Annotated in this window: 1 protein-coding gene (only partly in view); it reads right to left on the reverse strand. The window is 71.7% G+C overall.

Translation table 11 applies throughout. The features are described from left to right. Positions 1 to 15,127, reverse strand: the final stretch of a protein-coding gene (locus ACIA5H_RS04405) for a hypothetical protein (RefSeq protein WP_397073842.1). It continues 16,688 nt past the right edge of the window; only the last 15,127 of its 31,815 coding nucleotides appear in the window; the start codon falls outside the window, past its right edge; its stop codon occupies positions 1 to 3.

Here is a 15,127-nt window from a genome sequence, read left to right on the forward strand (position 1 = left end):
TCATCCGGCGAAGATCTCGGCGCGGCGCACCGGGTCGTCGACCACGGCTCGGACCAGCGCGCCGATGTCCATCTCCTCCGGCACCGAGCGATAGGTCAGCTCGCAGAAGACGGCACCGCCGATGGCCACCGCGAACCGGGTGGTACGCCATCCCACCGTGCCCCATTCGACGCCGACGGGCCCGTCGAGCTCGACCTTGCGGTCACCGACACGAAGGACGAGTCTGCCGTCGTGTCGATAGAACACCACCGAGACTCCACCGAGCTCACCGTAGACGCCGTCGTGCGTGGCCGCCTCGGACGGGTTGGCGCGCAGCGCGCCGGTGATCGGGTCGAACTCCGCGGGTACCCCGAAGCCTGCGAACGGGCGGACGAAGATACCGCGTTCCGGGTCCTGGCCGCGGCGCCCGTTCCCCTGCGGCCCGCGGCCGTTGGTCCGTGCGCCACCGTTCACCGCTGGCGCCATCGGCATGCCGGGCGGCATCGGGGGCATGGGCATACCCGGCGGGACCGTGCCGTCGGGGCGGCCGGGGTCGTTCGTGTTGCCAGGCCACGTCGGTGACGTGGGTGGATACGGTACGGACGGTCCCGCGTATGGCGGTGCGGACGGTCCGGGGGTCGGCATAGTCGGGTATGAGGGTGGAGTCGACGGGTATGGGGGCAGTGTTCCCGGTGGCGTCGACGGGTACGGAGGCGTCGGCTGGCCGGGTGTCGGCCCGCCGGGCGGGAAGGGAGGCGTCGGCGGGTACGGAGGTTGCGTGGGCGGAACCGTAGGTGTGGGCGGCTCCGGGGGTGTCGGCGGAACCGGCGGCTCCGTGGGTGTCGGCGGAACCGGCGGCTCCGTGGGTATGGGCGGCTCTGTGGGTATAGGCGGAACCGGCGGCGTGGGAGGAACCGGCGGTGGCGTCGGCGGAACCGGAGTCGGCGGTGGCGTCGGCGGAACCGGAGTCGGCGGAGTCGGCGGGAGCGGCGGAACCGGTGGCGTCGGCGGAACCGGCGGTGCCGGTGGCGTCGGCGGAACCGGCGGTGTCGGCGGTGCCGGTGGCTTCGGCGGAACCGGCGGTGCCGGCGGGAGCGGCGGAACCGGCGGCGTGGGTGGCTGGGGTGGGTTCGGCGGCTTCGGGGGTTCCGGTTGCGGCATAGGGACGGGCCACCGCTCCACTTCGTTCAGGAACGGCCCCGGCATTTCGAACTCGTAGTCCCTCGGCGGATGCGGAATGTGCGAGCGCAGCGCCCAGTTCGGCGGCATCCGGCGGGAACGCACCGGCCCCGGACCCGACGGACCCGCGGGCGGCTCCGAATCACCGTCGCGGTTCGAGCGAGCACCGCCCGACGACTCGTCAGCACCGTCGCGGTGAAGGCGAGTTCCGCTCTCCGGCGAATCCTCGCCACCGTCACGCTCCCGGCGCGACGTCTCCCCATTCCTCTCCCCGCCACCGCGCGCAACCCGAGAAGCGGATGCACCCTCCTGGGGGGAACGATGCGCGGAGCGCTCCGAATGATGCTGGCGCACAGTGTCTTCGGCCCGCGCGAGCTCGTCCTCGGCATCGATCACACGCCGAGCCGCATCCTCGAGCCGCGCAACCCGCTCCTGCCACGGGCCCTGCTCATCCACCCGCATGGTCCGCCCGCGTAGACCATCGAGCGCGTCATCCAACGCATCCCGCGTCAGATCCTCGTCATTCACCGGAAGACCACGCCGCGCATCCGCGAGACCGGCCTGCGCATCAGCCAACTCCCGCTCCGCCGCAGCACGCTGCGCGGACAGACGCGCCCGCTCCGCTTCCGCCTCGGCACGAGCGGACTCTTCCGCTGCCCGCGAAACCGATTCTTCCGGTCCGTCGGGCGAGAGCGGCTCGATGGCTCCAGCGGCCTGCTCGAGTGTCTCGTCCAACCGCGCGAGCTCGTCTTCGGCGTCGAATACGCGGCGGGCCGCACGCTCCAACTCCGTGACTCGGTCCTGCCACGGGCCCTGCTCATCCACCCGCATGGTCCGCCCACGCAGACCATCAAGCGCGTCATCCAACGCATCCCGCGTCAGATCCTCGTCGTTCACCGGCAGTCCGCGACGAGCATCCGCGAGTACGGCTTGTGCATCGGTCAACTCACGGGCGGCCGCAGCACGCTGCGCGGACAGACGCTCGCGCTCGGTATCCGCCTCGGCACGGGCCGATTTCGCTGCCGCGTCTGGAGCTGGTTCTTCTGCTGGAACGTTCGGCGACCGGTCGGATGGCTGGGGTGTCTGGGCGAGAGCGTCGTCCAGGCGGGCCACCTCCGCTTCGGCGTCGAAGACGTGGCGGGCGGCCTGCTCGAGTCCGGTCAGCCGGTCCTGCCACTGCTGTTGCTCGTCCACTCGCATCGTCCGCGAGCGCAGGTTTTCCAGTGCGTCATCCAGGGCTTGCGGCGTCAGATCCGCGTCGTCGACCGGTAATCCACGGCGAGCCGCCGCGAGATCGGCCCGGGCGTCCGCCAATTCCCGCGCCGCCGCGTCCCGCTGGTCGGACAGCCGCGCCCGCTCGGTATCGGCACGTGGGCTTTCGACCGCGTGACCGCTGTCCGGCGCCTCCGGCTGATGCGCTCGGTCGTGCGAGGTCGCCTCGGCCGCTCGATCGGCCTGCTCGAGGGCGTCGTCCAAACGGGCCAGTTCCGCATCGGCGTCGAAGACGCGGCGTGCCGCGCGCTCCAACGCTCCGACCCGCTCCTGCCACGGGCCCTGCTCCTCCACCCGCAACGTGCGCCCACGCAGGTTGTCGAGCGCATCGTCCAACGCATCGCGCGTCAGATCCTCGTCATTCACCGGAAGACCGCGGCGGGCATCCGAAAGATCGGCCTGCGCGTCCGCCAACTCCCGAACCACCGCGGCGCGCTGCGCGGACAGGCGTTCCACATCGGTGCGCGCGGCACGTTGGACGAGATCGGAGAGGGCGGCGATGTCGTCGGCGCGCCCGACGACCTCGGCGCGCAGCTCGGCCTGCACTTCGGCGAGCTGACCGGGGGTCAGTCGCTCGTTCTGGTCGAGCTTGCCGTCGCGGTAGACCTCGTAGACCTCGGCCCACCGTTCCGGACCCGCGTCGGTCAGGTCCACGCCGACCAGGCGCGCGAAGTCCCGCCCGGCCCCGCGATCGGGGCCGGGCGCGGCGCTGGTGTCGCCGTCCAGCATGCCGAGCCGGCCGGGAGCCTCGGTGAGGTGGGCGACGTCGCCGATGACCTCCAGCAGGTGGCGAACGGCTTTGTCGTGCACCGGGAACTCGACATCGGACACGCGGGGATCGAGCGCTCGGTCACCGTGGGCGCGCGGGTCGAATACATCGACCGCGGCGAGCGCGTCGGCGTAGTCGGTGAGCGCGTCGACCAGGTCGGGGTGCAGGTTCGGCCGATGTGACTGGTTGGCGATCACCTCGCCCAGCTGCTCGAGGCCGGTGATCCGCACTGTTCCCGGCAAGGCGTCGAGACGCCGGACCAGCCGGTCGTTGGCCGCATCGATCGCGGCCGGGTCCATGCCGCGCAACAGCTTCGCGTATTTGACCAGCGCCTCGGCCCGTTGCTGCCGCAAGGCGTTGCGGATATCCGGGTCCGCCATCGCCTCGGCCAGGCGCCGCGGTGTCATGTCCGCGGCGTCCAGGCCGAGCCGGTGGGCCAGCACATGCCGCGCGTCGCCGACCTCGTGATAGGTGTCGATGTCCCAGGCGGTGCGCGCGTAGTCGATGATCGCCTCGATCTGTCCCGCGCGAATGGCGTTCTCGTCGCGCAGCACCGCGAGCCGCTCGGCGAGCAGTTCCGGGGAAGCCAGCTCCGCTTCGGTGATGGCGAGGCGCTGCGCGAGTTCGCTGATGGCCTCGCCGATTTCCTCCCGCGACAACGGTTCCGGCGCCTCGTCCGCGACAGGAAGCGTGTCGGAGTTCACGACAGCGTCCGGCACGACACGCCAGCCGTCGCCGTCGTTCACCACGGTGACGTCGAGGCTGCGTCCCTCGACCTCGCCGGTGAAGTGACGCACCTGCGTCGCCCCGCCGTCGGCGATCGCGATCCGGTCCGGACGCACGTCGGTGACCAGGTAGTGGACCTCGACTATGCCCTCGTTGACGGCCTCGGCGAGCCTCGGGTGCGCCGCGAGGGCGTCGGCGAGGACGCGGTCGTGGCCGAGCGTGCCGTCCACGACCACCAACCGCATCGGCCCGCCGGGCTCGCCGGGGACCAGACCGAGACCGGTGCCGTCTTCCAGCATCGCGCCGCCCCGCGCGAGTACCCAGTCCCGCCCGGCCATGTCGCCGATCAGGTCCGTGAGTTCGTCGGCCGCGGCATCGGCCCGCAGGAACTCGTCGGCGTCGGCGCGGAAGGCCGTCATGCCGCGCGCGTGCTCGCGGATCCGGTCCATCTCGTCGGCGAGCGCGTTCGCGAGCTGATGCGCGTCGAGCGCGTGCAGATCGGTGCCGAGCAGCTGCGCCCACACGGAACGCTCGTCCTTGATCTGGTCGCGGCGCAGCGCATTCTCGAAGAAGGAGCGCAGGCCCTGGTCCTGGCCCGGCTGGTCGGTGTCGTAGAGGTCACCCCACTCGCGGCTCGGCTCACCGCCGTTGTTGACGCCCTGCCAGTCCAACAGAGTGGGGTTGCCGCCGAAGGCGCGCACTACCTCACCGAGGAAACGGTTCATCGGGTTGGCGTCGAAGAAGCCGACCTCGTCGCTGTACGGGATCCGCTCGTGCTCGGCGTTGTACCGGCGGGACGCCTCGGCGAGGCCGGTGAGCGCGCCGATCCGACGGATCTGCTGATACCGCAGCAGATCGACGACCCGACGGACGTTCTCGGGGGTCGGTTCACCGAGGTCGACGCCCAGCGCATCGGCCGCGGCCACCAGGGCGTCGGCCAGTTCCTGCCGCCGGACCGTCGCCTCGGACAACTCGTGCAGCCAGTCGGCGAGTTCACCGGTGCTCGCGGGCAGCTCCTCGCCCGACCGCAGGGCCGGTTCCGGTGTGGCGTCGGGCGTCTCGCCGTCGGTCGGCTCCGGCCTGGACTCCGGCGCGGCGATCGCGCGGGCGGCGTCCTCGGCCTGTCGCTTCAGCTCCTCGAGTTCCACCCCGAGTTCCCTGCGCACCAGCTCCGGATCGGCCTCCTCCAGCCAGTACCGGTACTCCTCGCCGTCGCGGGCGACCGGTGTGCCGTATTCGGCCGCCGAGTCGGCGACCCGGGAGGTCAGGCGTTTCAGGAACGGGACGAGTTCCCGCTTGCGCCACATGGTGACGGCTTCTTTGAGGATGCGGACCGGACTGAACTTGGTCTGCATCACCTCGTATTCGTCGCCGGGCGCGGGAGTCGGGTCATAGTGCTTGGTGAGCGGCAGCCCCGCTTCGTGCGCGATCAGCGATTGGCCCGCGCTGTCGATGCCGGAGCCGGACGGGTACTTCGGGCTCTCGCCGAGGTATCCCGCCGTCAGTGCCTCCCACAGGCGACGCAGCCGCGACTTCGGCCGCTCCGGTTGCCGCGGTGCGGGCACGTCGGTGTCCGCCGGTCCGGGTGCGTCGAGACGTTCGGGTGTCTCCACCCGCCAGCCGCCGTTCTCGTCGGCGACCAGCCGCGCTGGCACGCGCTCACCATCGACCTCGAGGGTGTACCGGCGGGTCTCCCCAGGCTGGGGCTCGGCGCCGGTCTGGCCGCGGGCCGCTTGGACGGCGTCGGCGAGGTCTGCGATGGCTTGCGCGTCGCGGCGCACCGCGGCACGGGCCTGCTCCACCGTCCCGGCCGGATCGCGATCGAGATCGGCCGGATCGATGCGGAGCCGCCGTGCCCAGGCGTCGCGGGTCTCGCACACCTGCGCGCGCAAGTCCGGATGACGCGTGCCGCGCGCCCGCTCGGTCGCTGCCGCGAGCGCCTCGACCATGCCCGCCTGCAACAGGTTTCGGTAACGCAGGTCGGCGATGGTGGCGCCGAGATGCTCCGGGGACAGATCGTCCTCGTCGAGGGCGAATCGGCGTGCGAGCCGATCGCGAGTCCGGTCGATCGGTTCAGGACGCGGAGCGCGGGACGACTCGTGCGCATCCCCGGCACGCTCTCGGTTCGCATCATTCGAGTGCGGCTCGGCTGCCCGAGTGGCCTGTGCGCGGGCATCGTCCAGCCGAGCGACTTCCGCTTCGGCATCGAAGACACGGCGGGCAGCGCGCTCCAACTCCGTGACACGGTCCTGCCACGGACCTTGTTCGTCCAACCGCAGCGTGCGTCCGCGCAGTCCGTCGAGCGCGTCGTCCAATGCGTCCCGTGTCAGATCCTCGTCATCGACCGGAAGACCACGCCGCGCATCCGCGAGACCGGCGCGCGCGTCGGCCAATTCGCGGACCGCCGCGTCCCGCTGCGCGGACAGGCGTTCCGAGTCGGCGACCGTGCGGCCCGGGTCGGCAGGTGGCAGGGCATCCGGGCTCGTGGCAGCCGCGGGCAGTCGCGGCTGCTCGATCGGCAGGCCCGCGCGGCGCAAGTCGTCCTGTACGTCGCGCAGACCGTCGTCGGGCGCCTCGGCCAGCCAGAACTGCTCGTCTCCGTAGCGTTCCGCGCTGGTGAGCGGCTCGAAATCGTCCGGGTAGCGCATGCGCGGGCCGTCGGCATCGTCGAGGAAGCCCCGCGCCCGCGCGATTTCGGCGAGTTCGGCCAGAGCGGCCAGCGGATCGCGCAGCGCGGCGAATCTCTCGTCGAGACCCAATGCCTCGGCGAGCAGGCGAACGTGCTCGGCCTCGGCATCGGTGAGCGGGTCGGCATCGCGCTGATCGGTCCAATCACGCTGTTCGCGAAGGAATTCGAGCACGTCGCGGACGGGATTGCCGGTGCGACGAGCACCATCCGGACGGCCATCGGCCGGTGGCTCGGCATTCGTGGGCGGCGTCGGCGGCCCGGATGGCGGCTCACCATTCGCACCTGCGGCCCCCGCCCGCGGTTCGGCGGCGTCAGGCAGCCCAGCGACCGGGCGATCCTGGTCGGCGTCGGCACGCACCGGTTCTTCGGCCTCGACCTCACGTGTGACCGGCTCTGCGCCTGAGTCTTCCGATGTCGATCCGGTGTCGGCAGCCCGAGCCGCTTGTGCGCGAGCGTATTCGGCCCGCGCCAATTCGTCCTCGGCGTCGAACACGCGCCGCGCGGCACGCTCCAACTCCGCAATCCGCTCGTGCCACGGCCCCTGCTCGTCCACCCGCGATGTGCGGCCACGCAAGGCTTCGAGCGTATCGTCCAACGCATCCCGCGTCAGATCCTCGTCGTTCACCGGCAACCCACGGCGAGCATCCGCGAGGTCGGCCCGCGCATCCGCCAACTTCTGTGCCGCCGCATCACGCTCAGCCGACAGATGCTCGGCGTCAACACCCGTATGCCTTTCGCCGCCAGGCGCACCTAGGTCGTCGGCTCGTGTTTTCCGCGCGACAGGCCCTCTGGTTTCCCGAGCTTCTCCGGGTGAAGCCGGGTCGCCGACGCGCGCACTTCCCGCGACGGGTCTCCTGGGAGACCGGTCGCCGTCACCCGGAGCCCGATCGCCCACGCGCGTAGTTCCCGCCACTGGTTCCCCCGGCGCGGGCGGTGGCGTGGGCTCTGTGCCCGAGGGGAATCCGTCGAGCTCGCGTTCGAGTGCTTCGAGGCGGTCCATGGCGCGGCGATGGATCTCGTCCAGTTCGTCCAGCAGGCGCGTGTGCGACTCGTCCAGCGCCTGGGCCTCCGGAGACGGGTGTACCGCCTCGTCCGGTCCGCCCGCGAGCCGGTCGAGCCGGGCGACGGCGGCGTCGAAGTGCTGATCGAGGTCCGCCGCGATCCCGTCGAGCTGGGCGAAGGTGTCGCGAAGGAGCTCGTCGAATCGTTCGTCGGTGCGCCGGGCCGCGTCGTCGAACTCCGCGCGGATGCGCTCCAGCGCCGCCTCGGCCGAGTTCTCCGCGCCCGGGCGGGCCGTGGGCGCTATGAGCGGCGGGACCTCGGCGGCGGCCGGGACGCCCTGGTCGGGCCGAGCGGACAGCTCGTCGAACCGTGCGGCGATCTCGGCTTCGATGTCGGCCAGGCGGTCGAGAGCGCGCTGCTCGATCCGGTCCAGATCCGTACTCGCGCGGCGCAACAGGTCGTCGAGCTGCTGGTCGATTCGGCGGTGCAGCTCGTCGAGGTCGGCGAGCGCTCGGTGCGCATCCTCGCGCGCGGTGACGGATGGGGAGTGCGGCGCGGCGTTCCGCGGGTCGTCCGACGCACTTTCACCGGACTCATCCGGACGCACGGTGCGCGGCGACGCCGCATCCGGCTCGCTCCCGGGACGGTCGGTCGACGGCACGGCTAGTTCACCGTCACCCGAATCATCGGACGCGCCCAGACGCGTGGTGCGCGACGTCTCCGCCGCATCCGGTTCGCGCTCAGGACGGTCGGTCCGCGGCACACCCTGCCCACCGTCACCCGAACCATCGGACTCATCCGGACGAGCGGTGCGTGGCGACGCCGCATCCGGTTCGTCCTCGGGACTATCGGTCCGCGGCGCACCCTGCTCACCGTCACCCGAACCATCGGGCTCGTCGGGCTCGTCCGGACGCGCGGGTGCGGGTGGATCCTCCGGGGGCTTCTGCGCACCGCCGTCGGCGTTCGGCGCCGACGATTCGTCCTCTTCGCGTGGACGCGACGGCTCGTCTCCGGCGGGCGGGCGGCGATCGCCGCCTCGGGGTCCTTCGCCGGGGCCGTCGGTCGGGCCGTGAGGCCGCGACGGCGTCGCACCCGATGCGGGCGGCAGGTAGCCCGGGTCCGGTGCGAGCGGAGCGGGAGCGTACGGGATGCCCGCGCGCCAATCGGTCAACGGCGGGCGGTCGGCGTCCCAGTGATAACCGAGCGTGATCGCGTGCGCGTTGGCCTGCTGCCAGGTCGAAAGCGGATTTTCATCCAGGAATCGCGCTTCGGCCAGCATGTCGTTGAGCAGCACGAAGTCTTGTGACAGCGGGACGCCGTCGATCAGTCGCTGCCACGCCTCCGCTACATCGGCGAGGCGGTCCATCTTCTCGTCGGTGTACCGGCCGGCCGGATCGCTGTGTTCGCGTACCCGATGCTCGTCGACCATCAGGTGGTCCTTGATGCGCGCCAGTTCCTGGCGGGTGAACACGGGAACGTCGTCGCGCATGTGCTCGGCGAGCGCGGTGGCGATGTCGTCGGGATCGCCACCGCCCGCGAGCAGCTCGCGGATGTCCTCCACCGTGTCGCGAATCGCGTCGGGGTCCTCGGCGGCGAACCGGTCCGCGAGGTCGGCCGCCATCCGGTCGATCTCGTCGTGGATGCGTCCGAGTTGCGCGTCGACGTCGCCGAGCGGATCGATACCCGGCTGCCGCCGGACCAGCCGTGCGACGGCGTCCACCACCTCACGCGCCCGGGTTTCCTGCTCGGCGCGCCGATGCCGGTCCAGGCCGTCGGCGATCCGGTCGATGTCGGTGTCGTCGGCGAGGAAGCGCTGGTATTCCCCGTCCGCCCAGTCCTGGACCCGCTGCCAGGCAGCGACGTCACGATCCCACTCGCGCCGCAGGCCCTCCGGGATGTCGACCCGGTCGCCCGGCGGCACATGGTCGGCCGCATTCCACGGCCGGTGCATCGGCTGGATGTTGCGCTGCGGCGGGGCGAACCATTCGTAGTTGCGGAACACCGTGCCGAACGGCGGCACATGCCGCAGCCACGGCCGCGCCTGCACCCACTCGCCGATCTCCGGATGACGCTGGATCCACGCCTTCACCGCCGGATGCTTGGGCACCTGCGCCGCCATCAGCAGCAGGCGCACCACGTTGTACGAATCGCCGCCCCAGTGCTGGGTGTACACGTCGTGCTCGTCGACGCCCGAGGTGTCGTACCGCGAAGGCGCCTGCGGCATGTGCAGCGGAAGGGTGCTCTCCGGGATCATCCCCGGCGGGACGTCGTCGGTCGGCAGGGTGATGTCGTTGACGACGTCCTCCATCGCCCACCCGCTGACACCGTCCGGCAGTTCCTTCCGCGAGTACTTCTTCGGCAGTTCGCTGCGATCGCGCCCGAATTCCCAGTCCGGACGGGTCGGATCGACGCGGTGCCAGACGCCGTCGGCGTCGCGCCACGAGGTGATGTCCAGGCGGCGGCCGCCGATCCACCCGGTGCTCAACCGCTCGATCTCGGGCGGGTCCATGTGCTGCGTCCGCACGTTGTCTTCGCGGTCGGCGAGCACGTGACGGTAGTCGACCGTGGTCTCCGGGCGCACGATCGCCTGTGCCACATCGGAACTGCGACGCAGGGCGTCGGTCAGAGCGGCGTCGTGATCGGCGCGCGGGGCGGACGGGTCGGGCCGGGCGCCGAACACAATGATGCGCGGGCGCTCGCCGTCGATGATGCCGACCCGGTCGGTCACCATCCGGCCGCCGACGCGTTCGATGAAATCCCGATACGCGCCCGCAACCCTGGCCATGTCGTCCTGGATGCGGCCGATCGCGTTGTGCGCGTCGTTCACCTCGCGTGCGACGGCGTCGAGCGCGTCGATGTCCCGGCGGCGAGCGTCGGCCTCCGCCTCGGAGAGCGTGCCGTCGGCGAGCCCGTCCCGGACCGCCGCGCGCAGGTCGGCCACGGTCCGGTCCAGCCGCTCCGGCTCGCAGGCCGCCTGATCGACTCGGCCTTCGGGATCCAGCAGGCCCAGGCGCGCCGCCAGGTCGTCGCGCTCGTGCCGCAGCGGCTTGACCCCGCGCAGCGCGTCGGCCCGCTGTTGGGCCAGCCCTTCCAGCGCGTCGATCACGTCCTGCGGCCGGGACCGCTGCGCTCCGACGCCTGCCCTGCGCAACTCATCGATTCGGCGGTCCACCTGCTGGATCCGCTCGTCGAGCTGGTTGACCTGCTCGGCGGCCGCGGCGAGCTTCTCGATCGTCCGCCTGCGATGCTCGAGTTCCAGCGGCTCCGGCGCGACCCGGTCGGTGTGCGGCGCGTCGTCGGGGCCGCCGACGTCGTCGACCGTCCGGACGTTCGCGGCCTCGTACAGCCGCAGCACAGTGGTCTCCAGCTGATCCCCGCGCAACGCCGACTCGTCCAGAACGACGCTGTCACCCCAGGATTCGCAGCGCGCGGCGCGGTCCTCACGTTTGGCCCGCCAGAACTCGCGTTCACGGGTCAGGGCCTGGCGCTGCTGGACGAGCCGGTCGTATTCGCCCACCGGAGTGGTGGACAGTTCGAGATCCGCGAGTTGCGTCTCCAGGCGAGCGGTTTCCACGTCGGCGTCGGCGAAGTCCCGCGCGGTCTGTTCCAGTTCGTCGATCCGGGCGAGACGTTCCGGCATCTCGCTGACCGGCATGGTCCGTCCGCGCAGCTCCTCCAGCGTCCGGTCCAGGCCTTCCGGTCCGGGTCGCAGGGCCGCCCAGTCGTCGGCGTCATCGATCGGCAGCCGTCCCGCCAGTTCGTCGCGCCGCGAGCGTAATTCGTCGCGCCGGTCTCGCGCCTGCTCGAGTTCGGTTGCGAGTCGGTCGTATTCCGCCCGCGTCTCGGGTGACATCCGAGCGCGCGGGTCGTCATCGGCGCCACCGGTCCGCGACTCGACCGCGCCGAGCGGTGGTGTGTCCGTCTCCGGAGTAGCGGCGGACGGCGGCGCGGAGTCGGTCCGTGTCGACGCCGCCGAGTCCGGTGTGGCCGAATCGGCGTGTGGTTCGCTCCCGATCGGCGCGTAGAGCCTGCGCAACCACTGCGCCCGGTCCTCCGCCATCCGGGCGTTCCATTCCGCTTGTTGCGCGTGGAGTTCCGCCCATGGGTCGTCCGGATCGGCGTCGGCGATGCGCCGCATCCGGTCCGCTTGGAGCGTGGCGGACGAGGCCTCGTTTTCCGCCTGCTCCAGTCGCAACCAGGCCGCGCGGTCGGCGGCCATGCGGGCGTTCCATTCCGCCTGTTCGGCGCGCAACCGTGCCCAGCGGTCGTCCGGGTTCGCGTCGGCCAGCTCGCGCAACCAAGCGGCGTGGTCGGCGGCCATGTCCGCCTCCCAGTCGGCCTGCTCGATCCGCATCCGGAAGTACCAGTCGGATGGCGGGCCGGGCTCGTCGCCGGGTTCGTCCGCGGAGCGCGGTGTGGTCGGCGGCTTTTCGGCACCGCCGTCACCCGAAGCGGGCTGCGCGGGACCGGCATCGCCGTCGCCGGAGCCGGGCTTCACTGAATCAGCATCACCCTCGCCCGGGCCGGGCTTCACTGAATCAGCATCACCCTCGCCCGGGCCGGACTTCACGGAATCAGCATCACCCTCGCCCGCGCCAGGCTTCACGGAATCAGCATCGCCATCGCCCGGGCCGGACTTCACATCGGCGTCACCCTCGCCGGAGCCGAGCCGCACGGTCTCGCCATCGCCATCGCCGAGGTTGGCGGAATCGGCTCCATCCTCGCCGGAATCGGGTTTCGCGGTTCCGGATTCACCCGGCTCGGCCGGGTCATCGGATCGCTGCCCGGCCACGCTGTGCCGCGACTCTCCGCCTGCGGCCACATCCGCGCGAGGGGCGATCGGCACGACCCGGATGGTGCCGTCGGGGTCGACCCGCAGCTCGCGCGGCCGTGCGCCTCGCGCGAGGGCGTCCGCCACCTCGGGATACCCTGCGGCCGTTTCGGCCAGCGCGTGAGCCGGATCCGTCCCGCCGAGATTCACCACCAGAACCAGCGGAGGCTCGCCCGCCAGGATGCCGACGCGATCGGTGACCGGCCGGGCATCCGCGCGCAGCAACGCGTCACGTTCCAGGGCGGTCGCCATCGCCCGGTCCAGGCGCTCGACGCGCTCCTCGGCCCTTGCGAGCCGTTCCGGATCGTCCGCCGCCCGCGCGGCGTCGCGTTCGCGCACCGCGTCGTGGTTCTGCGCGGCAAGCCGGTCCAGCACCGCCTGCCGCCGGTCGGCCTCGGCGCGGCGGTCCTGATCCGGGTCGGGCGTGCGCGGCCGGTCGAATTGCGGCGGGTTGTGCTCGGTCTCGCCCGCGTCGATCGAGCGCGGGGCGTCGTCGCGCGATACGAAGGACAGCCGGTCGGCCATGCGCCGCAGCGCTCCCCTTGGTTCGCGCCGGACCAGATCGGACCCGCCGTCGCCGAGCAACCGGGAGATCCGCTTGACCAGCTTCTTGACACTGCCGTCGGACATGCCGTGGAAGAGCCTGCCGAAGGCGTCGTCCAAACCACCGTCGCCGGTCGGGGCCGGCACACGCCACCCGCCGTTGCCATCGGCCTCCAGCACGATGCCGAACGAGTAATCGGCGATCTCGATGCTGCCGACCGTGGTCCGCGGCCACGACACGCCCGGTCCGCTCCCCGGCTCGGGCAGCGGCACCTGCCTGGTGGCCAGCCGGTGGGCCACCACCGCCGGATGCGGTTCGCCGACCTCCGGTTCCGTACGGAAGTTCGTCAGCGCGTCGTGGCGCAGCGAGCCCTTGTTCTGGCGGCCCTCGTAGGCTTCGTGTGCGTCCGCTTCCCGCTGATGCTGCTTGGTGTGGAACATTTCCGGACCGAGCTGACGCAGCCACGCCTCGAAGCCGAGACCGGTGCGGCCTGCCTCGCGATAGCGCAGATAGTGCGCCAAGAACTGTTGCATCGTCTCGTAGCGGTCGGGCGCGCGATACGGCCCCTCCGCCACCCCCGCGGGCAGCCAGCGGGTGCCACCGTCGTCCGGCGAGACGGCGAGGTAGTCGAGGCGATGCGTTCCGCTCCACAACACCTCGGCATATGCCGAATTCCGCACCGCCAGTTCACGCAACGCGTCGATATGCCCGCCGGGCTGCGCCACGATGACCAGGCGGTGCACACCCCGCTCACCGGTGAACAGCGCGATGCGTTCGGTCAGGCGGACACCGGCGGGATCCCGGTCGAGCAGGGCGTTGACCGTGCGCCGCGCCACCGCCGAGTCGTCGGCCTCGACGGGAGCGTGCCGCGCCGGCTCCGCCGCATCATCGGCCATCGGCCACGGCTGGTAGCGGCCGTGGTTGTCCGCGGCGGAACGGGCGACTTCCATCGTGATCTCGGCCTCGGGCAGCCCCACCTTGTCGACGTACTTGCGCAGCGCCGTCAGCCCGGCGTCCAGCGCGCGACGCTCGGGCGGCACGCCGTCGTCGGCGTGCGACGCCTTCCGGTAGGCCCGATCGTAGGCCTGCGTGTAGGCGGTCTCGGCGGGGCCGACGGGCACGAAGCGTCCCGATTCCCGCAGCACGCGCAGGGTTTCGATCTCGACAGCGAAGTCACCGGTGCGCATCCGCCGAAGTTCGGGCGAGTCCGCCTTGTGCGGGCTGGGCGCGTGGTCGAGGTCGGCGGCGGTGAATCCGTTGGCCCGGTCCCATTCCGCGGCGTAGTGCGTGGCGTAGTCGACGCCGTCGATCAGCGGCCCGCGTTCGACCAGCGCGGCGCGCACCTCGCGCACCGCCGCCCGGTAGGCCGCCGCGTCGAGCATCGATGGCCGGACCGACGAGTTGTCGCGATACGCGCGTGCGGCGATCTTGCGTGCCTTCTTGCGTGCCTCGTCGAACGTCTCGCGCAGTCGGTCGTCGTGTTCGACGGTGCGCGGTTCGTCCGGGGTGCGTTCCCGCTCGCTCTGGTACTTCGCGCGTTCCTCGCGGACCCGGGCGAACTCGAAGGCCCTGGCGTGCGCCTCGGCCTGGCGGTCGAGCATCGTGCCGACGTACTCGTCACGCGACAGCGTGAGCCGTTCCAGCGGACCGTCGCCCACCCGCGTCTGCTCGGCCATGGCGGCGGCGTGCACCCACGCTTCGGCGAGCTCGAGCGCCGACGAATTCAGGTGCAGCACAATGCTGTCGGCCGACGGCACGTAGCCGCTGTCGGACCGCAGCTGCTGCCTGCCGTCACGCGCGGCCGGTGGGTCGTCGAACGTGAACCGGATATCGACGCCGAGCCGGTCGACGGTGCTCATGGCCCACCGGCCGACGGAATTGCCGTCGCCGCGCACCCGCTCCCCGCGCATGTTCTGGTAGACGCGCAGGTTGTCGCCGTCCAGCTCGCGCATCACGCGGTCGAGCCGGTTGGCCAGGTGGTCGGCCGGTACCGGCTCCTCGGCCGCGGGCCGCTCCGATCGAGCGACATCGTCGGGCGGATTCGGCGTCCGCTCGCGCATCCAGTGGCCGTCGTCCCCGGACCGGACCGCGGAAGGATCGGTCTGCTCGTGCCGCAACCGCACCGCGCCGGAGTCG

The sequence above is a fragment of the Nocardia sp. NPDC051900 genome (assembly GCF_044452545.1).
Classification (GTDB): domain Bacteria; phylum Actinomycetota; class Actinomycetes; order Mycobacteriales; family Mycobacteriaceae; genus Nocardia; species Nocardia sichangensis.